The following is a 22,899-nucleotide window of genomic DNA, read 5'->3' as shown; positions in this document are numbered from 1 at the left end:
TTCCTCCCTCAGTCCCAGTCCAGGCCGCCGCGACGCCACACATAGGCGTACGCGACGAAGACCGCGACGATGAACAGGACCATCTCCACGAAGCCGAAGATCGGCAGGGCGTCGAAGGAGACCGCCCAGGGGTAGAGGAAGATGATCTCGATGTCGAAGACGATGAAGAGCATCGCCGTCAGGTAGAACTTGATCGGGAACCGTCCGCCGCCCACCGGCTGCGGGCTAGGCTCGATCCCACACTCGTATGCCTCGAGCTTGGCCTTGTTGTAGCGCCGGGGACCGGCGAAGCGGGCGGCGGCCACGGAGAACAGCGAGAACGCCGCGGCGAGGGCGAACAGCCCGATGATCGGTGCGTAAGGCGAGAGCGACATCTTTTCTCCTGCTCGTCCTTCCCCTGCCCCAGGTGCTTGACGAAATTCACACTATTCACATCCCCCGTGACTGCCGTCAGCGGGGGTCGATCCCTGCCCGTGCCGGGGCCGTCGTTGGCCCTGGCCCGGTCGCGCTCACACGGCCGGAGCCGCCTTGGTCATCGCGTTGATGACCCGGTCCATCGCGTCCCCGCCGCGCGGGTCGGTCAGGTTGGCCAGCAGCTTGAGCACGAAGCGCATCAGCATCGGGTGCGGCATGCCGTGCCTGGTCGCCATCCGCATCACCTCGGGCCGGCCGATCAGCTTGACGAAGATCCCGCCGAGCCGGTAATAGCCGCCGAACCGGGCCTTCAGCTCCTGCGGGTACGCGGTGAGCGCCCGCTCCCGCTCCGGGCCGGCCGGTCGGGCCAGCGCCTGGACGATGACCTCGGCGGCCAGTTCGCCGGACTCCATCGCGTACGCGATGCCCTCGCCGTTGAACGGGTTGACCATGCCGCCGGAGTCGCCGACCAGCAGGACCCCCCGGGTGTAGTGCGGCACCCGGTTGAAGCCCATCGGCAGCGCCGCGCCGAGGATCGGGCCGTCGGCGTTCGCCTCGTCGGTCATCCCCCAGTCCGCCGGGGTGTTGGCCAGCCAGTCGGTGAGCAGCCGCCGGTAGTTGGTCTTGCCGAACGCGGAGGAGGAGTTGAGCACCCCGAGGCCGACGTTGACCCGGCCGTCACCGAGGCCGAAGATCCAGCCGTAGCCGGGCAGCAGCGCGTCGTTGTCCTTGCTGCGCAGCTCCAGCCAGGACTCCAGGTAGTCGTCGTCGTGCTTGGCCGGCGAGCGGTAGTAGCGGCGGACGGCCACCCCGATCGGCCGGTCCTCCCGCTTGGCCAGGCCGAGGGCGAGCGGGAACCGGCCGGAGACGCCGTCGGCGGCGACCACCAGCGGGGCGTGGAAAGTGGCTGGCGCCCGGTCCGGGCCGACCTCGGCGGTCACGCCGACCACCCGGTCGTCGCCGTCGAGCACCGGGCCGATCACGTTGACGTTGGTACGCAGCTCCGCGCCGGCCGAGACCGCCCGCTGGGCGAGCAGGTCGTCGAAGTCCAGCCGGGTGCGGACCAGGCCGTAGTTGGGGAAGCTGGCCAGGTCGGGCCAGTCCAGTTCGAGGCGTACCCCGCCGCCGATCACCCGTAGGCCCTTGTTGTGCAGCCAGCCGGCCTCGGGCGAGGTGTCCACGCCCATCCGGATGAGCTGCCGGGTCGCCCGGGGGGTGAGCCCGTCCCCGCACACCTTCTCGCGGGGGAACTCGGTCTTCTCCAGCAGCAGCACGCGTACGCCGTGCCGCGCCAGGTGGTACGCCGTCGCCGATCCACCGGGACCAGCGCCCACCACGATCACGTCGGCGTCGTTCTCCACCGAAGTCATCTGCGCCTCCTCCCGCACGCTCGTGAAATGCTTCACAAGCCGATCGGGTTGGAGTCTATGACCGTGGTTACCCCGCTGCCGGGTGAGGGGTACCTAACTTTTTGGAAACATGCGGGTCGGGGGTCGGTTCGGGCTCAGTTCCGGGCGGTGTCGAGCCCGGCGGCGGCCCGGATCGCCGCCGGCAGTTGGTCACGTAGCGCTCCGCCTGCCGCCCGGTCGAGCGCGCCCAGCACCTCGGCAACCACCTGCCGGACCTCTGTCGGGTCCGCGCCCGCCAGCTCCCTGAGCTGGGCGACCAGCTCGGCGGCGTCGTCGTCGGTGGTGGCCGGTGGGTCGCTCGGCGCTGCTCCCGTCATGCAGGGGAGCTTACGGGTCAAACTACGCCGAAATTAGACATGAGCGAAAAGTTGCCATTCACGCAGGGTCACCCGCGAACGGCCCGGTGCAGGGCCACCACACCGCCGGTCAGGTTGCGCCACCCCACCCGGCCCCACCCGGCCGCGCCGATGCGGGCCGCCAGCGCCGCCTGGTCCGGCCAGGCCCGGATCGACTCGGCCAGATAGACGTACGCGTCGGGGTTGCTGGACACCGTCCGGGCCACCGCCGGCAACGACCGCATCAGATACGACAGATAGACGGTACGGAAGGCCGGCTGCACCGGGGTGCTGAACTCGCAGACCACCAGCCGGCCGCCCGGCCGGGTCACCCGGGCCAGTTCCCGCAGCGCCGCATCGGTGTCGTTGACGTTGCGCAGGGCGAAGGAGATCGTCACCGCGTCGAAGGAGGCGTCGGCGAAGGGGAGCCGTAACGCGTCCCCGGCCAGTAACGGCACCTCCGGCCGGACCCGCCGGCCGGCCTGCAGCATCCCCTGCGACAGATCCGCCCCCACCGCGTACGCCCCGGAGCGGGCCAGCTCCTGCGTCGACACGCCGGTGCCGGCACCCACGTCCAGCACCCGCTCCCCCGGGAGCAGCCCGAGCGCCGCCCGGGTGGCCCGCCGCCACGAGCGGTCCTGCCCGAAGGACAGCACCGTGTTCGTCAGGTCGTAACGGGCGGCCACCCCGTCGAACATCGCGGCGACCTCGTGCGGAGACTTGTCCAGGCCGGCGCGCTGGCCCTGCGGGGTACGGCTCACCCCTCCACTCTGCCAGCCACCGCCCACCCGCCCGGCGCTGGGTCTCTCCCCGGACGTGCGGCGGGCGGGGTGGATGACCACCCCGCCCGCTCTACGTCCTACCGCTCAGTCGTGCGCCGACCGCCGCCGTTCAGCTCTGCGGCTTCTCGTCGCCCGGGGTCACCAGCACGAGCCGACGCCGACGGGCGAGCATCAGCAGCGCCCCGCCCGCGAGCAGCACGGCGACACCGATGCCACCGATCAGGGTGGCCTGCGCGCCGGTCACCGGCAGACCGCCGTCGTCGTCGCCACCGCCGGTGCCGCCACCGGTCGTCGGACTGGCGCTGACCGTGGGGCTGGCGCTCGTCGACGGGCTGGGCTCGCCGGTCGGGCTCGGGCTCGGCGTCGGGCTCGGACCGGCGGTCAGGTCGACGAACACGTCGAACAGCGAGGTGTTGTCGCCGTCGTCGGTCTCGGTGAAGGTCTTCCGCTGCGCCTTGCTGGCGACCTGCGGCTCCTCCTCCGGCTCACCGACGGCACCGTCCAGCCCGGCGGCGAAGATGACGCCTGGCGTGAGCACCTTCTCGGTGACGCCCGCGTCGACCTTCACCCGTACGTCGGCGGTGTAGAACTCGCCCGGCCGCAGCACCGCGCCGGGGTCCTCGCAGTACGCCACCACGCCACCCAGGTCCTGCGTGACGCAACCCTCCGGCACCTCGACGAAGCTGGCACCGGCCGGCAGGGCGATGCCGTAGAAGATGCCGGTGGCCCGGCGGCTGCCGCCGTTGTAGACCGCCCAGTCCAGCGGGGCGGTCCCGCCCGGCTTGACGCCGGTCAGTCCGCTCTCGCCGGCCTCGTCGCCGTCGACCACCACGTCGGCGTAGACGTCCTGCACCCAGGTGGTCAGGTCGTAGCCGGGCTTGACGACCATGATGTCGTGGTCGACCGAGTCCGAGATGGCGTTGGGCGCGCTCACGGTCACCTTCAGCACGCCCCCCTTGCCGCGCGTGTCGGTGCCGAAGAGCGGAATGCCGAACTCCTCGGTGGTGCCGCCGACGATGTCGTCGGTGGTGCCACCCAGGTCGGACAGCGAGCAGGTGAAGGCGGTGCCGGCGACGGCACAGCCGTCCGGCACGAGCACCCCGACCTTGTTCGGCCTGAGGCCCGCGGTCTCGACGGTGACCTTCACGTCCTTGGCGTCGACCGTGCCACGGAGGTTCTGTACGGAGAACTTGAACGGCTTGGCCTTGGCCTCCTTGACCCCGAGCGCCAGCTGGTAGCTGAGTGGGACAAGGTCGAGTTTCGCCTGGTCGGCGGCGTTGGCCGGGGCGGCCACGGTGGCCAGGCCACCCACGGCGAGCAGGACCACGGCACCGACGCGGGCCAGGGCCGAGCGGTGGAACAGAGTCATCGATCCCCCGGGGGGTAGGGACTGCTGGGAAAGGTGGGGCTGATGTGTCAAGCCGAGCGGACGTTATCCGAGATCGACGCCGGTACGCCAGCTGTGACGTGCGATTTTGTCCAAGACGGGTCCGAACGGACGAAGAGCGGGGGCGGGATGGTCACCCATCCCGCCCCCGTTTTATATGAACGGCCCTCCCGGACCGATGGAGGACGACGCCAAGCTCGTCCGGGCCTCCCGCGGGGGAGACGAAGGTACGTCGGGCGCACGTTAGCGGGCACCGCCGGGCCGCGCCAACCCCCGCGCCGGAGCGCCACGACCTGGGTATCCGCCCAGCATGGCGCACCCCGCCCAAAATGCCGCGTCTTGTGGTGGCTGATCCCCCGTGACCTCGGCCGAACGGCGACCACGAATATCCCCCGGGCCGACACCCGAACCCGTTCAGCCAGTCACGCCGACGACCCGATCCGTAACCCTGCGTGACTGCAGGGGCGGCCCACCCTCGGCCGCCTTGCCGGCGGCGACCCGGCGGCCTACCGGGCTCGCCACCGGGCAGGGCCGGTGGCTCAGCGGGCCTCGACGAGCGGCAGGGGCCGGCCGGCTCCGCCGCCGGGCATGGCGATCGAGGAGAAGTGCGAGACCACCCGGTCGTCGGTCGGGTCGTCGGCCGGGGTGTGGTGCACCGCCAGCCGGCGGTAGAGGGTGTCCCGCTGGGCCGGAATCCGGTCGGCCGAGCGGATCATGCCGATCAGCTCGTGCAGGTTGGACCGGTGCCGGGCGCCCGCCGAGGAGATCACGTTCTCCTCCAGCATGATCGAACCGAGGTCGTCCACCCCCATGTGCAGGGAGAGCTGACCGACGTCCTTGCCGGTGGTCAGCCAGGACGCCTGCAGGTGCGGCACGGTCTCGAAGAAGAGCCGGGCCACCGCCACCAGCCGCAGGTATTCCAGGGTGGTGGCCTGGGTGCGACCCTTCAGGTGGTTGTTCTCCGGCTGGTACGTCCACGGGATGAACGCCCGGAAGCCCTGGGTGCGATCCTGCACGTCGCGGATCATCCGCAGGTGTTCGATCCGCTCGACGTTGGTCTCGCCGGTGCCCATCATCATCGTCGCGGTCGACTCCAGGCCCTGCCGGTGGGCCAGCTCCATGACCTCCAGCCAGCGCGCGCCGGACTCCTTCAGCGGGGCGATCGCCTTCCGTGGCCGGTCCGGCAGCATCTCGGCACCGGCCCCGGCGATCGAGTCCAGCCCGGCCGCCTTGATCCGGGCGATGGCCTCGTCCAGGCTCACCTGGGAGACCTTCGCCATGTGCAGGATCTCGCTGGGCCCGATGGAGTGGATGACCAGCTGCGGGTACGCCTTCTTGACCGAGGAGAACAGCTCCTCGTAGTACTCCACCCCGTAGTCCGGGTGGTGGCCGCCCTGGAGCATGACCTGGGTGGCCCCCAGCTCGACCGCCTCGCCGCAGCGACGCAGGATCTCCTCGGTCGGGTGGGTCCACCCCTCGGCGTGCTTGGGCGCGCGGTAGAACGCGCAGAACTTGCACGCCGTCACGCAGACGTTGGTGTAGTTGATGTTGCGGTCGATCAGGTAGGTGACGACGTTGTCCGGGTAGCGCCGCCGGCGTACCGCGTCCGCCGCCTCGCCCAACGCATGGAAGGGCGCCTCGGTGTAGAGCAGCAGCGCCTCCTCGGGCGTGATCCGCCCGCCGTCCGCGCCCCGCTGCAGGATGTCGTCGATCTCCCGGTTCGCCGTCACGCCACCGAGCGTACGCCGACGCGGCGCGCCCTCCTCAGGCCCCGTCCGCTGGACCCGCAATTCTGCACGAAACACTCATTGCGGGCGGAGCATTCGGGCACCGACCGACGCTCGCCCCCGCCTCAGCGCAGCGAGTTTTCGTCGACTCCGGCCGGCGGCCGGCGGCCAACAGTCCCGCACCGGGCCCGTAGGTGACCGAGGGACCCGGGCGCGACTCAGAGAGGGGTCTGATCGAGATCGCCACCTTCGATGGCCTCCGCACCGGCGATCCCAGCGAGAATGCGAGCGAGCGCGAGTTTCCCACTCAGTTTTGGCAAACCCTTCCCAGGAAGGTTCAGATAAAACTACGAGAAAACCCGGCAAGCAGCCCGCCGACACCGCCGCCCTACCCCGACCCAGAACTCAAGATCAAATTGCAAAAAGGGAGAAGACACGCCGACGAAGATGCGCGAAACAGCAATGTGATCGAGCACCCCCGCCCCCCAGCCGCCTGTAGCGGCGTCAGAACCCGGAACGCACCGGCGGGTCGGCGACGAAGGCGGCCCAGGACCGCCGGTCGAAGGCCAGCACCGGCCCCGCGGGGTCCTTCGAGTCGCGTACGCCGACCACCCGAGCCGACTCGGCCACCTCGACGCAGTCGGCGTTCGAGCCGCTGCGGGTCGACTTGCGCCAGGTCACGCCGGACAACTCAGGGCTGATCATCCGAGGCTCACTCTCGCTCGTGCTCCGTTGCATACCGCGCAACGAGTTCCACCGAATCGACGGGGCTGAGCGCCACCTCGGCCAGCCTATCCGCCTCCCGCCGGAAGTGCCCCACCTGCGGGGCCTCCTCCAGGAACAGCCCGGTCAGCTTGTGGTCGAGGAAGACCACCGAACGGTTGCGCGGAAAGTCGAAGAGCGCGAACGACCCGTCCAGCCCGGTGTGCCCGCCGACGGCCAACGGCACCACCCGCAGGGTCAGGCCCGGCCGGTCGGCCGCCTCCACCAGGTGCCGCAGTTGCCGGCCCATCACCCGAGGCCCGCCGAGCGCCCGGCGCAACACCATCTCGTCGAGCAGCACGTGCAGGGTCGGCGGGGCTGGCCGGGTCAGGATCGCCTGCCGGCCGAGCCGGGCGGCCACCCGCCCCTGCGCCTCGTCGGCCGGCACCCCGCAGCCGACCATCACCGCCTGGGCGTAGTCCGCGGTCTGCAACAGGCCGGGCACCAGCAACGGCTGCCAGTTGACGATGCCGGTCGCCTCGGATTCCAGCCGGATCAGGGTGCGCGACTCCTCGGAGAGCCCGCCGATCGCCTCCCACCAGCCGACCTCAGCCGACCGCTCGGCCATCCCGAGCAGCCGCTTGCGGGCGTCCCCGGTGACCCCGTAGATCACCAGCAGGGACGCGACGTCGGCGGCCGAGACGCCCTGGATGCCGTTCTCGATCCGCGAGAGTTTGGACGGTTGCCAGCCGAGCCGGATGGCCACCCGCCGTTGCGGCAGGCGACGAGAGTCCCGCAACTCACGCAGTTCTCCACCGAGCCCACGGCCGACCACCGTGGGCTGACTCGCCTTGGCCATGCCGATCCTCCCGATCGCACCGCGACCCGCCCGATCGGTGATCTCGGCGGCAGCACATAGCCGAGTCAGCACACCGCCTCATCACTGCGGCGACACGAGTCGTGACGTTGAGTATTGACTCTCGCCCGATCCCACGCAAGCATGAGCAGCAACGTTGCTATCGAGCGTGCAGAACTTGGAGGCCGCCATGCAGATTCCCCAGCCCACCTGGTTACGGCCATACGACCCGGACGACTCGCCCGGTCCCATCCCGTCCGTGGTCGAACGCTTCCGGCGGCGCAGGCGGGACGAGCCGGAGCCGCCGAGCGAGGCCGAGCGGGAGGCCGCCCGCTACACGGTGGTGCTGGTGTCACCCGACGCGGCGCAGGCGCTCGGCGACGACCGGGGCGAGGTCGGGCTGCACCTGTTCCGCGACGAGGACTGGGACGGCAGTCCGGGGCACCTGGACGATGCGGTCAAGCTGATCGAGGAAGCCTGCGGCGAGGGGGTCGCCCTCACCGAGCACCACTCCGACCTCACCTACTGGACCGCACACCTACGCGAGGGCGACTGACCACCCCACACGCCACCATGCCTACCGGCCGTCTGTAGGAACTGCTCGACGACCGGACACGCCGGGCGGGGCTTCCCGAGCGCGTGGTCAGCGCCCTGCATCTCGCGGCGACGCCGCCCCCGCGCTCCAGCCCCGGAGGATCACCGACCCCTACCGACGCTGACAGGGTGTCGTTGGTCGGGGCGGGTCAGCGCAGGGTGAGGCCGCTGGCGGGGAAGTCGTACCAGGACAGCTCGAAGGGCGAGCCGGCCTGCGGCACCACCGGGAACACTGCCCAACTGGTCAGCTCGCGGCCGGGTGCGAGGTCGAACGACTCACCGGGCCGGGTGGTGGAGCAGTAGGTGCTCTCCGGGCGCACGGTCTTGCCGCCGGCCAGGGTGAGCTGCACCAACTCGCGGTCCTCGGCGACGGTCGGGCAGTTCAGCGTCCACGGGCTCACCGAGCTGTTGCGGTACCGCAGGTTCAGCCGCAGCTTGCTCCCGGTGACCTCGGCACTGACCACGGTGACAGTCATCGACGACTGGTCGTAGAGAACCTGGTTGAGCCGGTACGTCCGCGATGGCCCGTCCCCCGACGAGCCGGACGGGTCCGTGGGAACGCCGGACGACGGCTGCGCCGACGGCTCAGCCGGGGTGGCTCCCCCGCTGGCCTCGGGGCCGCCCGGCTGCCGGCCGGCGTCCACGGTGCTGCCGGCATCCACGGTGCGGTCCGTCGCCGCGCTGTTGTTCCGGACGGCCAGGTAGTTACCGCCGACCGCACCGATGACCGCCATGCCCGCCAGTACGACGACCAATGTGACGACGAATCTCTTTTCCATGGTGCTCCTACCCCGGCCGGCGCTGCTGGCGTGACCGTAACAACCACAGGCCAGTCGCCGTCGCGTGGGCGAACGCCCCGACGAAACGCCCCTCGGGCCGTCTGGCCGCCACACCCGGGATCGAAAAGCCCGCCTACCCGTCGTAGTCGACGGTGAGGGTGTCGGTGACGGGGGTGGACTGGCAGGTCAGCACGTACCCGGCGGCCACCTCGTCCGGCTCCAGCGCGTAGTTGCGGGCCATCGTCACCGCACCGGAGACGACCCTCGCCCGGCAGGTCGAGCAGACCCCGCCCTTGCAGGCGTACGGCAGTTCGCCGCGCACCTTCAGCGCCGCGTCCAGCACCCGCTCGCCGGGGCCCATGGTGAACCGCGACGACCGGCCGTCCAGCACGATCGTCACCTCCGCGCCGCCTGTCGACTCGCCGCTGCGGCGTACCGGCTCCGGTGGGGCGTCGACGTGGAACAGCTCGGTGTGCACCGCCGACTCCGGCAGACCCCGCCCGGTCAGCACCGCCTTCGCGTCCAGCACCAACTGGTACGGGCCGCAGAGGAACCACTCCTCGATCGTGTCGCCCGGCACGATGGTGTCCAGCAGCCGGCCCAGCCGGTCGGCGTCGATCCGGCCGGACAGCAACGGCGACTCGCCCTGCTCCCGGGAGAGCACGTGCACCAGGTGCAGCCGGGTCGGGTAACGGTCCTTCAGGTCGGCCAACTCCTCGGCGAACATCACCGTGTTCGCCGTGCGGTTGCCGTACACCAGGGTGAAGGTGCTGGCCGGCTCGACGGCCAGGGCGGTCGCGACCAGCGCGAGCACCGGGGTGATGCCGGAACCGGCGGCCACCGCGCCGTAGTGCCGCACCCGCTCCGGCGCGAACGCGGTGGTGAAGTGCCCCAGCGGGGGCAGCACGTCGACGGTGTCGCCGTGCCGCAGCGCGCCGCAGGCGTAGCTGGAGAACGCGCCGCCGGGAACCTCCCGTACCCCGATCCGCAACCGGCCGTGCCGGGCCAGGTCGTCCGGCGTCGAGCAGATCGAGTACGACCGCCGCACGTCCGCGCCGGCAGCGACGCCCGCAGCCGGGCCGCCTGTCGGATCGGCCACGGCACCGGCCGGCCCGGCGGTGGTCGCACCGGTCGTCCCGGCCGCACCCGCTGCCCCGGCCGGCAGGCGGACGGTCAGGTGTTGGCCGGCGGAGAACGCGAACGTCGCCCGCAACTCCTCGGGCACCGCGAAGGTGATCGCCACCGCATCGTCGGTGAGCCGGTCGACGGCGGTGACCGGCAGCGGGTGGAAGGCCGGCCGGCGACGGGCGGGGCGGGTGATGGTGACAGTCACAGCGCCTTCAGGTGGTCGAAGGGTTCGGAGCAGGAACGGCAGCGCCAGAGCGCCTTGCACGCGGTGGAGCCGAACCGGCTGACCTGCTCGGTCTCCGGCGATCCGCAGCGCGGGCAGCGCACCGCCAACGTCAACGGCACCACGCCGGGCGGACGGCCCGGAGCAGACCCGCCGCCAGCCGGGCCGACCGGGGCAGGGCCGCCGCCGACCGGGGGCGGCGGGGCGATGCCGGCGGCGGCGAGTTTCACCCGGCCCTCTGCGGAGATCCAGTCGGTGCTCCAGGCGGGGCTGAAGACGGTACGGACCTCGGCGTCGGGATACCCGGCGACGGCCAGGGCCCGGCGGATGTCGGCGCGGATCACGTCCATCGCCGGGCAGCCGGTGTAGGTGGGGGTGATCGTGACGACCACCCGGCCGGTCTCCCCGTCCTCGTCGACCGCCCGCAGGATGCCCAGCTCGTCGATGGTGATCACCCGGATCTCCGGATCCACCACCGCCGCCACGGCCGCCCTGGGGTCGGTCACCGGCCCGCCCCGCTCACCACTGCGCCCCGGGGTGGGCGCGGTGCAGCACCTGCATCTCGGCCAGCAGGAAGGACAGGTGCTCGGTGTGTACGCCGTCCCGGCCACCGCCCGGCGTCCAGCCGGTCGCCGGCCGGGTCAGGGTGGCCTCGGCCAGCACCGGGGAGACCACGGCGTCGAAGTCGGCCCGCAGGGTGGCCGGGTCGACAGGCGCCGCCGGGTCCGCCGTGAACAGCTCGTGATGGTACGGCCAGAGCTCGTCCACCGCGGCCTGGGCGCGACGGTGCGACTCGTCGGTGCCGTCGCCGAGCCGCTTCACCCACAGCGCGGAGTGGTCCAGGTGGTAGGCCGACTCCTTGCGGGCCTTCGCGCCGATCGCGGCGAGCCGCTCGTCTGCGCACCCGGCCAGCGCGGTGTAGAGCGGCAGCTGGTAGGCCGAGAGCAGCAGCAGCTTCACCATGGTCATCGCGAAGTCGCCGTTGGGCAGCTCGACCAGGAGACAGTTGCGGAACTCCCGGTCGTCGCGCAGGAACGCCAACGCGTCCTCGTCCCGGCCCGCGCCCTCCAGCTCCCCCGCGTACGACAGCAGCAGGCGGGCCGCGCCGAGCTGGTCGAGGGCGATGTTGGCAAGCGCGATGTCCTCCTCCATCTCGGGGGCGCGGGTGGCCCACTCGCCGAGCCGCTGGGCGGCCACCAGCGCGTCGTCGCCGAGGGCGAGGGCGAAGTCGAAGGGGCCGTTCACAGGTGGGCCACCCCGTCCGGCACCTCGTAGAAGGTGGGATGGCGGTACACCTTGTCGGCGGCCGGGTCGAAGAAGGCGTCCTTCTCGTCGGGGCTGGACGCGGTGATCGCGCCGGCCGGCACCACCCAGATCGACACCCCCTCCTGTCGACGGGTGTAGAGGTCACGGGCGTTGCGCAGGGCCAGCTCGGCGTCGGGGGCGTGCAGGCTGCCGACGTGGGTGTGCGACAACCCACGTCGGGCCCGGACGAAGACCTCCCACAGCGGCGAGGTCGCCGGCACTCCGGGCGGTGTGCTCTGCTCGCTCACGCGGCCACCTTCTCTCTCTGCGCCGCAACCCGCTTCGCGGCGTACGCCGTGGCGGCCTCGCGTACCCATGCTCCGTCGGCGTGGGCGCGGCGGCGGTGTTCCATCCGCTGCCTGTTGCACGGCCCCTCGCCCTTGATCACCCGCATCAGCTCGGCGTAGTCCGGCTGGGTGAAGTCGTACGCCTGCCGCTCGTCGTTCCAGCGCAGGTCGGGGTCGGGGATGGTGAGGCCGAGGCTCTCCGCCTGCTGCACGCACATGTCGACGAAGCGCTGCCGCAGTTCGTCGTTGGAGAACCGCTTGATCTTCCAGGCCATCGACTGGGCGGAGTGGGTGGAGTCACCGTCGGGCGGGCCGAACATCGCCAGCGACGGGTACCACCAGCGGTCCAGCGCGTCCTGCGCCATCGCTCGCTGGCCCTCGGTGCCGTGCGCGAGGGTGTGCAGGATCTCGTAGCCCTGCCGCTGGTGGAACGACTCCTCCTTGCAGACCCGGATCATCGCCCGCGCGTACGGCCCGTAGGAGCAGCGGCAGAGCGGGACCTGGTTGACGATCGCCGCGCCGTCCACCAGCCAGCCGATCGCGCCGACGTCGGCCCAGGTGAGGGTGGGGTAGTTGAAGATCGAGCTGTATTTCTGCCGGCCGTCGAGCAGCAGGTCGACCAGCTCGTCCCGGCTGACGCCCAGGGTCTCGGCGGCGGCGTAGAGGTAGAGGCCGTGGCCGGCCTCGTCCTGCACCTTGGCCAGCAGGATGGCCTTGCGCTTGAGCGAGGGGGCCCGGCTGATCCAGTTCCCCTCCGGCTGCATGCCGATGATCTCGGAGTGGGCGTGCTGGGCGATCTGCCGGACCAGGGTCCGGCGGTAGGCGTCGGGCATCCAGTCGCGCGGTTCGATCTTCTGATCGGCGTCGATGACCTCGGCGAAGTATGCCCCCGGGTCCTCACCGGGCGCGGTAGCGCCCTCCCGGGAGCGGGTCGCCGCCTCGCGCAGCGCCACCTCGGCGGCCTCGACCTGACCGAGCAGGCCACCGCCGGGCGCGTCCTGTTCCGGGGCGAAGTCGTTGCCATACATGCCACAAGTGTTACAGCTCGCCTCCGATGACACCAGAGGGTGTAACAGGATTTAAGCGGCCCCCTCCGTTACCAGGCGGATGCTCTCGGTCAACGCCGGGGCGGGCGATTGACTATGAATTGGGTCACTGATCAAAAGTGAATCCCCTCAATCACCGCATATTGTGCCTTTATCTCGACTTACCGGCGGATTGCCGAGCGTCGGGTTCTGGCGAGTCCGCTGTCCGGACGTAGACTTCCCCGGTCACCACCGATCGGCTGCCGACGATCACCACCTGAGACAGAGGCCACCATCCCCCGGCCTCGGTGATCGAGCCGACACCCTCGGAAACAGCCGGTCCCCCCGGCCCTGACATCTGGAGTTCGCCCACTCATGCGATCTCGCGTGATCCTGGCGCTCGCCATCCTGGCGGTGCTACTCGGCACCGGCATGCTGGTGCCGGCCGCGTACGCCAAGCTCGCCGGCGACGACACGGCCGGCGGCGTCGGCGGCGGCACGGCGGAGAAGGTGCCCGCCCCCGCGCCCACCGCACCCCCGGCCCCCACCCTGGCCGCCGCTCCGGTCGCGGTGGACTTCAAGGGTGCGTTCTTCGGCTGGGCCCTGATGGACCGCGAGACCGGCCAGCTCTCCGGCTCGAAGAATCCGGCCTCGACCAGCTCCACCGAGTCGATGTTCAAGGCCTGGATCGTCGCCGACTACCTGCGCCAGCTCGGCGACCGGGAACCGCCGGCGGCGATGAAGAAGAACGCCAGCCTGGCCATCCGGGACAGCAACGACGACGCGGCCAACCGGGTCTACGCGGCGGCCGGTGGGTCGTACCGGGTGCCGGCCGGCGGACAGCCCGGCCCGGTACTCAAGCGGGCGATCCAGATCTGCGGTCTCACCGACACCAAGCGCGGCAACGTCCCCGGCTACGAGGGCTGGTGGAGCTTCACCCGGATGTCCCCCCGCGACGCCGTCCGGCTCGGTGACTGCATCGCCGACGGCAAGGCCGCCGGCCCCAAGTGGACCAAGTGGGTGCTCAACGAGATGGCCCAGGTCCGGGGCAGCGTGACCACGCAGCAGGCCCGCTCGGGCGGCGGCAAGTGGGGGATCGTCGACGGCCTGCCCGCCGAGATCAAATCGCAGGGCCCGGTCGCCATGAAGAACGGCTGGACCGCCCTCAGCTATGACAGCAACTGGCACGTCAGCTGCCTCGCCGTCACCGACAAGTGGAGCCTCGCCGTGATGATGCGCTACCCGGTCAAACAGCGGCTGACGTACGGTGCGAAGGTCTGCGCCAGCGTCGCCACCCAACTGGTCACCCCGCAGCCCGGCGCGGCGCTCAAGGTGCCGCAGCAGCCGGTCGGGAAACTCTGATGGCGCGCAGCCGACGATCCGGCCGCCCCGCCGGACGAGACCAGCAACCGGTGAAGCTCGTCGCCGTCGCGGCGGTCCTGACCGGTCTGGTGCTGGTCTCGCTGCGGCTGATCCCCGGGTCACCGATGGAATCCACCGCCGCCTCCCAGTGGGGTGACCCGTCCACCGCCGCCCGCTCCACCGACTCGGCGGCCGACCGCCGCAGTCGCCCGACCCCGGTGCCGTCCGCCACCCGGTCGCTGACGCCGCTGCCCTTCGCGGACCGGGACCTCGACCTCGACATCAAGGGTTGGTACGCCTGGAGCGTGCTGGACCGTCGGACCGGCAAGATCATCGGCTCGGACAACATGGCCGAGACCAGCACCACCGCCTCGCTGATCAAGTCGTGGATCGTCGCCGACTACCTGCGCCGGGCCGCCGACGCCGGGCAGACCCCGAGCGACGCCAAGCTCGCCGACGCCACCCGGATCATCCGGGACAGCGACAACACCCGGGCCGAGCAGTTCTACAACACCGTCGGCCGGTCCGCGTCGATCAAGCGGCTGATCTCGATCTGCAAGCTCACCGACAGCAGCGTGGCCGCTGACGGCGGCTGGAGCCGCACCAACCTCTCCCCCCGCGACACCGCCCGACTCGGCAACTGCATCGCCGACGGCCGCGCCGCCGGCCCCACCTGGACCAAGTGGCTGCTCAACGAGATGAAGCTGGTGCGCGGCGCCGGTGACTTCGGCATCCGCAAGGCGTTCCCGGCCGCCGAGCAGAAGAAGATCGCCATCAAGAACGGCTGGATCGACCGGACCCGCGAGCAGGAGATGCACATCAACTGCCTGGCCATCGGCGACACCTGGACGATGGGCGTGATGGTCCGCTACCCGATCAACATGGGCTACGAGTACGGCATGAAGAACTGCCAGAAGATCACCGAAGCCCTGCTCCAGCCCGCCACCTGACCGGAGCCGGGCCGGGCCGGTCGCCGGGGCCGGCAGGGGAGTCAGCCGGCGAAGAACTCCGGGCCACCTTCGGGCAGGGCCGGGGCCTCGCCGGTCGCCGCCGCGCGGCGGGCGAACTCGCGCAGGCCGGCGACCTGCCGCGCACCCAGCGAGAAGTCGAGGGTACGGAAGTAGGTGGCCAGGGTCGCCGCGTCGAACGGCTCCCAGCGGGCCGCCGCCTCGGCCACCTGGTCCAGCTCGGCCAGGCACAGGTCACGGGAGCGCAGGAACGCCTCGTGCACCTCCTTGACCAGGCCCGGATGGGCGGCGGCGAAGTCCCGGCGGACCGCCCAGACGGCGAAGACCATCGGCAGGCCGGTCCACTCCCGCCACGCCTGACCCAGGTCGGTCACTTCCAGCCCCCGCCGGGGCGCCTCGTAGAGGGCGCGCAGCGCCACGTCGCCGATCAGCACCCCCGCGTCGGCCTCCAGCAGCATCTGGGTCAGATCCGGCGGGCAGCGGAAGTACTCCGGGCGGACGCCGTACCGGTCGGCGAGCAGGAGCTGCGCCAGCAGGACCCCGGTCCGCGAGGTGGAGCCGAGGGCGACCCGCCCGCCGTCCAGCTCGGCCAGCGGCCTGGTGGAGACCACGTTGACCGAGAGCACCGGCCCGTCGCTGCCCACCGCCAGGTCCGGCAGGAGCAGCAGTTCGTCGGCGTGCCGCAGGTATTCCACCTGGGAGATCGGGCCGATGTCCAGGTCACCGGCGACAAGTGCGGCGCTGAGCCGGTCCGGCGAGTCCTTGTGCAGGTCGACGTCGAGCAGCGCGCCGGAGCGCATCAGCCCCCAGTAGATCGGCAGGCAGTTGAGGAACTGGATGTGCCCGACCCGGGGGCGTGCCACGCGCTCAGCCATGCCCCGACCGTATCGCCGTCGGTCCGTACCGGCTCACCGGGAGCCCCGGGGAGTGGCCAACCCCGCACCCGGAAAGCGGATGGAGCGGGAGGGCGGGCGGGGCGTAGTCTGATTGACCGCTCGACGGCCGTGGTGAGGTAGCCACCGCAGCGGACGTCCCCACGCGCCAGGGCCCTCCCTGGATACGCGGGCGAGCCGATCGAGACCGCCAAAGAGGATCACCGTGCCCGCAACCGAAGAACGCGGCAGAGCACACCCCGAACCAGCGGGCCCTGAACCAGCACACCCCGAACCGACACGTCCCGGACCAAAACGCCTCGAAGCGGAGCTGGGCGCCGAGCAGGCCCACCTGGAGACCTCCCGGCTCGCCCTGCGGCGGATGCGGGAACGTGCCCAGTCGCTCTTCGCCACCGGGGACAAGGTCGCCGGGGACTCGTACACCGCCGAGCAGCTCGGCCGGCACCTGGCCCGGCGGGTCGCCGAGTTGGCCGACGACCCGGCCACCGCGCTCTTCTTCGGCCGCCTCGACTTCGGCCCCGCCGACCCGGAGCACGCCGAGCGGGCGTACCACGTCGGCCGGCGGCACGTCACCGACGAACGGGGCGAGCCGCTGGTGCTGGACTGGCGGGCCCCGGTGTCCCGGGCGTTCTACCGGGCCAGCGCCCGCGACCCGCAGGGTGTCGCCGTACGACGGCGGTTCGGGTTCAGTGCCGGGGCGCTTACCAGTTTCGAGGACGAGCGCCTGGACCGGGGCGAGGAGCTGGGGACCACCAGCCGGATCCTCACCGCCGAGATCGAACGCCCCCGGGTCGGGCCGATGCGGGACATCGTCGCCACCATCCAGCCCGAGCAGGACGAGCTGGTCCGGGCCGACCTGGCCGACTCGATCTGCGTCCAGGGCGCACCGGGCACCGGCAAGACGGCGGTCGGGCTGCACCGGGCCGCGTACCTGCTCTATCTGCACCGGGAGCGGTTGCGCCGGGCCGGGGTGCTGATCGTCGGCCCGAACCGGGCGTTCCTGTCCTACATCGCGGCGGTGCTGCCCGCCCTCGGCGAGGTCGAGGTGGCCCAGGCCACAGTGGAGGACCTGGTCGCCCGGGTGCCCGTGCGGGCGGTCGACGATCCGGCGGTCGCCGCCCTCAAGCACGACCCCCGGATGGCCGAGGTGCTGCGGCGCGCGGCGGACCACCTGATCACCGCCCCCACCGAACCGATCATGGTGTCGGACGGCTCGTTCCGCTGGCGGATCGGCCTGGACCCGCTGCACCGGGTGATCGAGGAGACCCGCCGGGAGGGCCTGCCGTACGGGACCGGGCGGGAGCGGGTCCGGGCCCGGGTGGTCGGGTTGCTGCAACGCCAGGCCGAGGCCCGCCGGGCCGAGTCGCCGGGCGACGCCTGGCTGCGCCGGATGGGGAAGGCCCGCCCGGTCACCGCCTTCCTCGACGCGGCCTGGCCGGCGCTGACCCCGGAAGGGCTGGTCCACTCGGTGCTCGGCGACCCGGCAGTCCTGTCCGCCGCCGCCGACGGCCTGCTCACCGACGCGGAGCAGGCCCTGCTGCCCGGCACGAAGCTGGGCCGGACGCCGAAGGCGACCCGGTGGACCGCCGCCGACACGGTGCTGATCGACGAGGCGGCCGGGCTGATCGAGCGGCCCGCCGGTTTCGGGCACGTGGTCGTCGACGAGGCGCAGGACCTCTCGCCGATGCAGTGCCGGGCCATCGCCCGTCGCAGCGAGCACGGGTCGATCACCCTGCTCGGTGACCTGGCCCAGGGCACCGCCCCGTGGGCGGCCACCGACTGGCGGGTGTCCCTGGCCCACCTGGGCAAGCCGGACGCGGTGGTGGTGCCGCTGAGCGTCGGCTTCCGGGTGCCGGCCGTGGTGGTCGCGTTCGCCAACCGGCTGCTGCCGGCGCTGGCTGTCGACGTACCCCCGGCGGTGTCGTTGCGCCACGACGGCGCGCTCGACGTGCGTGCCGTGGCCGATCTGGCGGCGGCGACGGTGGCCGAGGTGTGCGCGGCGCTCGGGCACGACGGCTCGGTCGGGGTGATCGCCGCCGACGACGCGGTGGACGGGCTGCGCGCGGCGCTCGCCGCCGCCGGGGTGCCGACCGCGACCGCCGACGACCCGGCGGCCCCGGCGCGGGTCACGGTGGTCCCCGCCACCCTGGTCAAGGGCCTGGAGTACGACCACGTGGTGGTCGTCGAGCCGGCTGCGATCGTGGCCGCCGAACCGCGTGGGCTGCACCGTCTCTACGTGGCGTTGACCCGGGCCGTGTCCGGGTTGTCGGTGCTGCACACCGCGCCGCTGCCCGGCCCGCTGGCCGAGCCGCCGGTGGCCTGACCTCCGGCCGGGCACCGACCGGGCCGGTGGGCGGCGCTGCCGTGCCGTCGGCCGCACCGGGGTGGGCAGTCCGGCTGTCCGGTGGCCGACCCGGACCACCGGCGGCTCGACTTTGTGTTTTAAAGTAGTTTGCATGAACCCGGAAGACGACGTCGCCCCGCTCGACGCCGCCGACGCGATGCGGCTGATCCGCGAACAGCGGGCCAGCACCGCCCGACGGCTGGAACCCGATCCCCGGCTGCACTACTGGCCCTGGGGGTTCGCCTGGCTGATCGGCTTCGGGGTCTACTTCCTGCGCTTCTCCCCCGACGGCCGGACCCTCGTCGACATGCCCGCCTGGCTGCCGCCGACCGTGCTCTTCGTGCTACTCGTCGCCGCCACGGTGGTCTTCGGGGTGGGCAGCGCCCGCGCCTACCGGCACGTCGCCGGCGAGTCGGCCCGGCGCGGCAGCTGGTACGGCGCGTCCTGGGGGCTCGGCTTCCTGAGCCTGTCGCTGATCCTCGGCCGGGTCACCGACAGTCTGCCGCCCGACCTCGCCGGGCTGCTCTGGTCGGCGCTGTCGGTGGCGCTGACCGGCGCGCTGCACATGGCCGGGGGCGCGATCTGGCTCGACCGCACCCTGTTCCGCCTCGGCGTCTGGCTCACCGCGGTCAACATCGTCGGGGTGCTCGCCGGCCCCGGCTGGCACGCCCTGGTGGTCTCGGTGGGCGGCGGTGGTGGCTTGCTGGTGGCCGGCGCGCTCGCCCGGCGGCGGCACGGATGAGCGAACTGGACCCGGTCATCCACGCCCAGGCCCGGCTGCGGGTGGTGGTCACCCTGGCCACCCTCGCCGCCGGCGACCGGATCACCTTCCCCCGCCTCCAGGAACTGCTCGCGATGACCGCCGGCAACCTCTCCGTCCACCTGCGCAAGCTGGAGGACGCCGGCTACGTCGAGATCGACAAGACCCACCGCGGACGTACCCCGACCACCCTGGTCCGGCTCAGCCGGCGCGGCCGGCGGGCGTTCGAGGAGTACACCGAGAACATCCGTGCCCTGCTCGACCCCGCCGACCCCCGGGAGAACCGATGATCCTCGCCCACGCCGACCAGGCCACCCGCCGGTACGGCGACGTCCTCGCCCTCGACCGGGTCGACCTGACCGTCTCTGCCGGTGAACTGGTCGGCCTGCTCGGGCCGAACGGCGCCGGCAAGAGCACCCTGATCAACATGCTGGTCGGGCTGCGCCGACCGACCGCCGGCCGGGTCGAACTCTTCGGCGGCGACCCACGCCGGCCGGCGTCCCGGCGGCAGCTCGGGGTCACCCCGCAGGAGACCGGCCTGCCCGGCACGCTCCGGGTCGGCGAGGTGGTCGACTTCGTCGCCGCGCACTTCCCCGACCCGGTGCCCCGGGCCGAGCTGCTCGACCGGTTCGGCCTCGCCGACCAGGTCAGACGGCAGACCGGTGGGCTCTCCGGCGGTCAGCGGCGTCGGCTCGCCGTCGCGCTGGCCTTCGTCGGCCGGCCCCGGCTGGTCGTCCTCGACGAACCCACCACCGGGCTGGACGTCGAGGCCCGGCGCACCCTGTGGGAGGCGATCCGGTCGTTCCACGCCGACGGCGGGACGGTCCTGCTGAGCAGCCACTACCTCGAAGAGGTGGAGGCGTTGGCGCAGCGGGTGGTGGTGATCGGGCAGGGGCGGGTGCTCGCCGACGACACCGTCGACGCGATCCGGGGCATCGTCGGCGTCCGCCGGGTCAGCCTGGTCGCCGACGACCTGCCGGCGCTGCCCGGTGTGGTCGCCACCGAGCACACCGAGGGGCGTACCCACCTGCTCACCACCGACGCCGACCAACTGGTCCGCGACCTGGTCACCGCCAGGGTGACGTTCCGCGAGCTGGAGGTCCGCCCCACCTCGCTGGAGGAGGCGTTCCTCGCCATCACCGCCACCAGTGCCGCCGTCGGCGGCCGACCCACCGCCTGAGGAGTCGACGCCGTGCCGCTCGCCCTGGTCCACGCCCGCTACCAGCTACTGGAGATCATCCGCATCCCGGTCGCCGTGGTCGGTAGCGCCTTCTTTCCCGCCGCCGCGATGCTCTTCTTCGTCGTCCCGTTCGCCGGGGACGACCCGACCGGCGCCACCTACGCCACCGCCGCGATGGTCACCTTCGCGGTGATGAGCGCCAACATCTTCCAGTACGGCGTCGGCGTCGCCGAGGACCGCGACCAGCCGTGGAACCCGTACACCCGGACCCTGCCGGCCGGCCCGGGGCCCCGACTTGCCGGACGGATCCTGGCCGGGCTGGTGCTGACGTACCTGTCGATGCTGCCCGTCGTGATCATCGCGGCGGTCGCCACCGCCGCCCGGGTCACCCCGGCCGGGCTGCTGCTCGGCACGGTCACCGTGGCCGTGGTGTCGGTGCCGTTCACCCTGCTCGGCCTCGCCATCGGCTACTCGTTGCCGAGCAAGGCGGCGATCGTGGTCGCGCAGGTCGTCTTCTTCCCGCTGGCTTTCGGCGGCGGCCTGCTCTCCGGCCCGGACGACGCACCCGGCTTCATCAAGGTGATCGCCCCGTTCCTGCCCACCCGGGGCGCGGTCGAGCTGATGTGGACGGCGGTCGGCGACTGGCGACCCGACCCGCTCGCCCTGACCATGCTCGGCGTCTGGATCGTGCTGCTCGCCGGGGTCTCCGGCTGGGCCTACCGGCGGGACGAGGGTCGCCGGTTCAGTTGACCTTTCGCCGGTTCGGCCCGGTGACCGCCGACCGGTGCCACGATGCCGGCAGGGCGTCCACCGGCACGCCCCCGCAGCCGAGAGGGGCCGACAATGAGCACCGTCGCCGCGGGCACGCCCTGCTGGACCGACCTGGCGACCCCCGACCTGGACGCCGCCCGACGGTTCTACCCGGAGCTGTTCGGCTGGACCGGCCGGATCGCGCCGGAACCCGAGGCGGCCGGCTACACCACCTTCCGCAAGGACGGCCGGGCGGTGGCCGGCGCCGGCCCACCGGCCGGTCCGGACCAGGTGCCGGTCTGGTCGACGTACATGGCGACCGACGACGCCGACCTGGTCACCACCCGGGTCGAGGCGGCCGGCGGGCAGGTGCTCGTCGCCCCGTTCGACGTCCTCGACGCCGGCCGGATGGCGGTCTTCGCCGACCCGGCCGGCGCGGTGTTCAGCGTCTGGCAACCGATGCGGATGCCCGGGGCGGAGTTGCTCGACGCCCCCGGGGCGATGTGCTGGAACGAGCTGGTCAGCCCGGACCCGGAGGGCGCGGAGGTCTTCTACGAGCTGGTCTTCGGCTGGCACCCGGAGGAACAACCCACCGCCGGGTACGGCTACACCGGCTGGCGGTGCGGGGCACGGATCGTGGCCGGAATGCTGCCGACGACCGGTGACGGTGGCGCGCGGCCGGCGTACTGGTCGGTGTTCTTCGCGGTGGCCGACGTGGACGCCGCCGCCGCCCGCGCCACCATCCTCGGCGGCACCATCCACACCCCGCCCCGGGACACCCTGCTGGGCCGCCTCACCACCCTCCGCGACCCGCAGGGCGCCATTTTCTCCCTGCTCCAGACGGAAGCCGGGCGCGGCGACGTCGACCCCTCATGATCGCGGTGCCCCCGGGCGGGTGGGGACCACCAGGGGGCCGTGGTCGCCGGGGATCACCCGGACCCGGGCGCGGTAGTGGCGGGACAGCAACTCCTCGGTGAGCACCCGGTCGGGTGACCCCACCGCGACGACCCGGCCGTCGGCGAGCAGCACCATCCGGTCGGCGTACTCGCCGGCGACCGAGAGGTCGTGCATGGTGGCCAGCACGGTGAGGCCGTGTGCCCGGCGGAGCTGGTCGACCAGCTCCAGCACCTCCTGCTGGTGACCGATGTCCAGCGCGCTGGTCGGCTCGTCCAGCAGCAGCAGGGTGGCACCCTGGGCGAGCGCGCGGGCCAGGAAGACCCGCTGCCGCTCACCGCCGGAGAGGGTGGCCAGCTCCCGCCGGTGGAACCCGGTCAGATCCAACCGGTCGAGTACGTCGTGCACGGCGGCCAGGTCGGCGGTCGACTCCCGACCCAGCGGCGCGATGTACGGGGTCCGCCCCAGCAGGACGTAGTCGAACACCGACATGCCCGCCGGCACCACCGGGGACTGTGCCACCGTCGCCACCACCCGGGCCCGGTCCCGACGACGCAGCGCGCCGGACGGCGTACCGAACAGCGAGACCGCGCCCGGGGCGGGCAGCAGGCCGCCGACGGCACGCAGCAGGGTCGACTTGCCGGCGCCGTTCGGCCCGATCACGGTGACCCACTCACCCGGGGCGACCGTAAGGTCGACCCCGGCCAGGACCACCTCCCCGCCCAACCGCACGTGCAGCCCCCGCACCTCCACCGCCGGCAGAACCGGCTCACTCCTCGCGCTCACGGGCTTATC

25 protein-coding genes are annotated in these 22,899 nt (G+C 72.2%); 9 read left to right on the top strand and 16 right to left on the bottom strand.

All coding sequences use genetic code 11. From position 1 onward, the window contains the following. Nucleotides 1–8 precede the first annotated feature (8 nt). The 8 genes from AC0AIB_RS10185 to AC0AIB_RS10150 all read right to left on the bottom strand — a co-directional run bounded on the left by AC0AIB_RS10185 (nucleotide 9) and on the right by AC0AIB_RS10150 (nucleotide 7,615). Nucleotides 9–374, bottom strand: a complete 366-nt coding sequence (locus tag AC0AIB_RS10185) for an NADH-quinone oxidoreductase subunit A (RefSeq protein WP_067300536.1) — start codon at nucleotides 372–374, stop codon at nucleotides 9–11. A gap of 135 nt (nucleotides 375–509) precedes the next feature. After that, nucleotides 510–1,784, bottom strand: a complete 1,275-nt coding sequence (locus AC0AIB_RS10180) for a geranylgeranyl reductase family protein (protein ID WP_328340878.1) — start codon at nucleotides 1,782–1,784, stop codon at nucleotides 510–512. Between the two features lie 134 nt (nucleotides 1,785–1,918). Beyond that, nucleotides 1,919–2,140 (bottom strand): DUF2267 domain-containing protein, encoded by a 222-nt coding sequence (locus AC0AIB_RS10175; protein WP_328340880.1) that lies wholly within the window; start codon nucleotides 2,138–2,140, stop codon nucleotides 1,919–1,921. Nucleotides 2,141–2,208: 68 nt separating this feature from the next. Next, on the bottom strand, nucleotides 2,209–2,919 hold the full coding sequence (locus AC0AIB_RS10170; protein WP_465096484.1) for a demethylmenaquinone methyltransferase: 711 nt from the start codon (nucleotides 2,917–2,919) through the stop codon (nucleotides 2,209–2,211). A 130-nt stretch (nucleotides 2,920–3,049) separates the two neighbouring features. After that, a complete protein-coding gene (locus AC0AIB_RS10165) occupies nucleotides 3,050–4,309 on the bottom strand; it encodes an LPXTG cell wall anchor domain-containing protein (RefSeq protein ID WP_465096483.1) in 1,260 nt (419 codons plus the stop codon). Between the two features lie 557 nt (nucleotides 4,310–4,866). Further along, nucleotides 4,867–6,057 (bottom strand): cyclic dehypoxanthinyl futalosine synthase, encoded by a 1,191-nt coding sequence (gene mqnC / locus AC0AIB_RS10160; protein WP_328340886.1) that lies wholly within the window; start codon nucleotides 6,055–6,057, stop codon nucleotides 4,867–4,869. Between the two features lie 501 nt (nucleotides 6,058–6,558). Further along, the gene (locus tag AC0AIB_RS10155; RefSeq protein ID WP_465096482.1) at nucleotides 6,559–6,759 is read right to left on the bottom strand and encodes a DUF397 domain-containing protein; all 201 of its coding nucleotides are present in this window, start codon (nucleotides 6,757–6,759) and stop codon (nucleotides 6,559–6,561) included. 7 nt (nucleotides 6,760–6,766) lie between these two features. Continuing rightward, entirely contained in the window at nucleotides 6,767–7,615 is an 849-nt protein-coding gene (locus AC0AIB_RS10150; RefSeq protein WP_465096481.1) for a helix-turn-helix domain-containing protein, read from the bottom strand. Nucleotides 7,616–7,802: 187 nt separating this feature from the next. Here AC0AIB_RS10150 and AC0AIB_RS10145 point away from each other — a divergent pair, with 187 nt between their 5' ends. Further along, on the top strand, nucleotides 7,803–8,168 hold the full coding sequence (locus AC0AIB_RS10145) for a hypothetical protein (protein ID WP_328340892.1): 366 nt from the start codon (nucleotides 7,803–7,805) through the stop codon (nucleotides 8,166–8,168). A gap of 187 nt (nucleotides 8,169–8,355) precedes the next feature. Here the strand turns inward: AC0AIB_RS10145 and AC0AIB_RS10140 are convergent, their stop codons facing one another. The 6 genes from AC0AIB_RS10140 to paaA form a co-directional block, all read right to left on the bottom strand. Continuing rightward, nucleotides 8,356–8,985: a hypothetical protein gene (locus tag AC0AIB_RS10140; RefSeq protein WP_328340894.1), complete on the bottom strand. Its 630-nt coding sequence runs from the start codon at nucleotides 8,983–8,985 to the stop codon at nucleotides 8,356–8,358. A 133-nt stretch (nucleotides 8,986–9,118) separates the two neighbouring features. Continuing rightward, nucleotides 9,119–10,318 (bottom strand): 2Fe-2S iron-sulfur cluster-binding protein, encoded by a 1,200-nt coding sequence (locus AC0AIB_RS10135; protein ID WP_465096480.1) that lies wholly within the window; start codon nucleotides 10,316–10,318, stop codon nucleotides 9,119–9,121. Further along, nucleotides 10,315–10,842, bottom strand: coding sequence for a 1,2-phenylacetyl-CoA epoxidase subunit PaaD (gene paaD / locus AC0AIB_RS10130; protein ID WP_328340897.1), 528 nt, complete (start codon nucleotides 10,840–10,842; stop codon nucleotides 10,315–10,317). Before paaD ends, AC0AIB_RS10135 begins: the two co-directional genes overlap by 4 nt. A 13-nt stretch (nucleotides 10,843–10,855) precedes the next feature. Continuing rightward, nucleotides 10,856–11,581 (bottom strand): 1,2-phenylacetyl-CoA epoxidase subunit PaaC, encoded by a 726-nt coding sequence (paaC, locus tag AC0AIB_RS10125; RefSeq protein WP_328340899.1) that lies wholly within the window; start codon nucleotides 11,579–11,581, stop codon nucleotides 10,856–10,858. Then, nucleotides 11,578–11,889, bottom strand: a complete 312-nt coding sequence (gene paaB, locus AC0AIB_RS10120) for a 1,2-phenylacetyl-CoA epoxidase subunit PaaB (protein ID WP_328340901.1) — start codon at nucleotides 11,887–11,889, stop codon at nucleotides 11,578–11,580. Before paaB ends, paaC begins: the two co-directional genes overlap by 4 nt. Further along, nucleotides 11,886–12,956: a 1,2-phenylacetyl-CoA epoxidase subunit PaaA gene (gene paaA, locus AC0AIB_RS10115; protein WP_328340902.1), complete on the bottom strand. Its 1,071-nt coding sequence runs from the start codon at nucleotides 12,954–12,956 to the stop codon at nucleotides 11,886–11,888. The genes paaB and paaA overlap by 4 nt, the downstream gene beginning before the upstream one ends. 372 nt (nucleotides 12,957–13,328) lie before the next feature. On the opposite strand from paaA, the gene AC0AIB_RS10110 reads away from it, so the two are divergent. Together AC0AIB_RS10110 and AC0AIB_RS10105 are read left to right on the top strand one after the other, a co-directional pair. Beyond that, on the top strand, nucleotides 13,329–14,315 hold the full coding sequence (locus AC0AIB_RS10110; RefSeq protein WP_328340903.1) for a hypothetical protein: 987 nt from the start codon (nucleotides 13,329–13,331) through the stop codon (nucleotides 14,313–14,315). Next, nucleotides 14,315–15,265: a serine hydrolase gene (locus tag AC0AIB_RS10105; RefSeq protein ID WP_328340905.1), complete on the top strand. Its 951-nt coding sequence runs from the start codon at nucleotides 14,315–14,317 to the stop codon at nucleotides 15,263–15,265. The genes AC0AIB_RS10110 and AC0AIB_RS10105 overlap by 1 nt, the downstream gene beginning before the upstream one ends. Nucleotides 15,266–15,306: 41 nt before the next feature. Here the strand turns inward: AC0AIB_RS10105 and AC0AIB_RS10100 are convergent, their stop codons facing one another. Beyond that, nucleotides 15,307–16,158, bottom strand: a complete 852-nt coding sequence (locus tag AC0AIB_RS10100) for a menaquinone biosynthetic enzyme MqnA/MqnD family protein (RefSeq protein WP_328340906.1) — start codon at nucleotides 16,156–16,158, stop codon at nucleotides 15,307–15,309. A 379-nt stretch (nucleotides 16,159–16,537) separates the two neighbouring features. Between AC0AIB_RS10100 and AC0AIB_RS10095 the strand changes: the two genes are divergently transcribed. The 6 genes from AC0AIB_RS10095 (at nucleotide 16,538) to AC0AIB_RS10070 (ending at nucleotide 22,086) form a co-directional block, all read left to right on the top strand. Beyond that, complete coding sequence (locus tag AC0AIB_RS10095) at nucleotides 16,538–18,499, top strand: HelD family protein (RefSeq protein WP_328340907.1); 1,962 nt, start codon at nucleotides 16,538–16,540, stop codon at nucleotides 18,497–18,499. A gap of 133 nt (nucleotides 18,500–18,632) precedes the next feature. Beyond that, nucleotides 18,633–19,262 carry a transporter gene (locus AC0AIB_RS10090; RefSeq protein WP_328340909.1) on the top strand — a complete coding sequence of 210 codons (630 nt, stop codon included), beginning with the start codon at nucleotides 18,633–18,635 and terminating at the stop codon, nucleotides 19,260–19,262. Then, a complete protein-coding gene (locus AC0AIB_RS10085) occupies nucleotides 19,259–19,570 on the top strand; it encodes a transcriptional regulator (RefSeq protein ID WP_328340911.1) in 312 nt (103 codons plus the stop codon). Before AC0AIB_RS10090 ends, AC0AIB_RS10085 begins: the two co-directional genes overlap by 4 nt. Next, nucleotides 19,567–20,460: an ABC transporter ATP-binding protein gene (locus tag AC0AIB_RS10080; RefSeq protein ID WP_328340912.1), complete on the top strand. Its 894-nt coding sequence runs from the start codon at nucleotides 19,567–19,569 to the stop codon at nucleotides 20,458–20,460. The genes AC0AIB_RS10085 and AC0AIB_RS10080 overlap by 4 nt, the downstream gene beginning before the upstream one ends. Before the next feature lie 12 nt (nucleotides 20,461–20,472). Next, complete coding sequence (locus AC0AIB_RS10075; protein ID WP_328340914.1) at nucleotides 20,473–21,210, top strand: ABC transporter permease; 738 nt, start codon at nucleotides 20,473–20,475, stop codon at nucleotides 21,208–21,210. A gap of 93 nt (nucleotides 21,211–21,303) precedes the next feature. Continuing rightward, nucleotides 21,304–22,086, top strand: a complete 783-nt coding sequence (locus AC0AIB_RS10070; RefSeq protein WP_465096479.1) for a VOC family protein — start codon at nucleotides 21,304–21,306, stop codon at nucleotides 22,084–22,086. Here the strand turns inward: AC0AIB_RS10070 and AC0AIB_RS10065 are convergent. Next, entirely contained in the window at nucleotides 22,081–22,890 is an 810-nt protein-coding gene (locus AC0AIB_RS10065; RefSeq protein ID WP_465096478.1) for an ABC transporter ATP-binding protein, read from the bottom strand. The genes AC0AIB_RS10070 and AC0AIB_RS10065 overlap by 6 nt on opposite strands. Nucleotides 22,891–22,899 lie beyond the last annotated feature (9 nt).

The organism is Micromonospora sp. DSM 43699, from assembly GCF_055517075.1.
Note: the sequence above shows the minus strand (reverse complement) of the source record. Positions and strands in the feature narration are given on the sequence as shown.

What these genes read in the sequence shown, in the direction of transcription:
- AC0AIB_RS10185 (WP_067300536.1), bottom strand. Translation starts at nt 374, where the DNA reads ATGTCGCTCTCGCCTTACGCACCGATCATCGGGCTGTTCGCCCTCGCC.
- AC0AIB_RS10180 (WP_328340878.1), bottom strand. Translation starts at nt 1,784, where the DNA reads ATGACTTCGGTGGAGAACGACGCCGACGTGATCGTGGTGGGCGCTGGT.
- AC0AIB_RS10175 (WP_328340880.1), bottom strand. Translation starts at nt 2,140, where the DNA reads ATGACGGGAGCAGCGCCGAGCGACCCACCGGCCACCACCGACGACGAC.
- AC0AIB_RS10165 (WP_465096483.1), bottom strand. Translation starts at nt 4,309, where the DNA reads ATGACTCTGTTCCACCGCTCGGCCCTGGCCCGCGTCGGTGCCGTGGTC.
- AC0AIB_RS10155 (WP_465096482.1), bottom strand. Translation starts at nt 6,759, where the DNA reads ATGATCAGCCCTGAGTTGTCCGGCGTGACCTGGCGCAAGTCGACCCGC.
- AC0AIB_RS10150 (WP_465096481.1), bottom strand. Translation starts at nt 7,615, where the DNA reads ATGGCCAAGGCGAGTCAGCCCACGGTGGTCGGCCGTGGGCTCGGTGGA.
- AC0AIB_RS10145 (WP_328340892.1), top strand. Translation starts at nt 7,803, where the DNA reads ATGCAGATTCCCCAGCCCACCTGGTTACGGCCATACGACCCGGACGAC.
- AC0AIB_RS10140 (WP_328340894.1), bottom strand. Translation starts at nt 8,985, where the DNA reads ATGGAAAAGAGATTCGTCGTCACATTGGTCGTCGTACTGGCGGGCATG.
- paaA (WP_328340902.1), bottom strand. Translation starts at nt 12,956, where the DNA reads ATGTATGGCAACGACTTCGCCCCGGAACAGGACGCGCCCGGCGGTGGC.
- AC0AIB_RS10110 (WP_328340903.1), top strand. Translation starts at nt 13,329, where the DNA reads ATGCGATCTCGCGTGATCCTGGCGCTCGCCATCCTGGCGGTGCTACTC.
- AC0AIB_RS10105 (WP_328340905.1), top strand. Translation starts at nt 14,315, where the DNA reads ATGGCGCGCAGCCGACGATCCGGCCGCCCCGCCGGACGAGACCAGCAA.
- AC0AIB_RS10100 (WP_328340906.1), bottom strand. Translation starts at nt 16,158, where the DNA reads ATGGCTGAGCGCGTGGCACGCCCCCGGGTCGGGCACATCCAGTTCCTC.
- AC0AIB_RS10095 (WP_328340907.1), top strand. Translation starts at nt 16,538, where the DNA reads ATGCGGGAACGTGCCCAGTCGCTCTTCGCCACCGGGGACAAGGTCGCC.
- AC0AIB_RS10090 (WP_328340909.1), top strand. Translation starts at nt 18,633, where the DNA reads ATGAACCCGGAAGACGACGTCGCCCCGCTCGACGCCGCCGACGCGATG.
- AC0AIB_RS10085 (WP_328340911.1), top strand. Translation starts at nt 19,259, where the DNA reads ATGAGCGAACTGGACCCGGTCATCCACGCCCAGGCCCGGCTGCGGGTG.
- AC0AIB_RS10080 (WP_328340912.1), top strand. Translation starts at nt 19,567, where the DNA reads ATGATCCTCGCCCACGCCGACCAGGCCACCCGCCGGTACGGCGACGTC.
- AC0AIB_RS10070 (WP_465096479.1), top strand. Translation starts at nt 21,304, where the DNA reads ATGAGCACCGTCGCCGCGGGCACGCCCTGCTGGACCGACCTGGCGACC.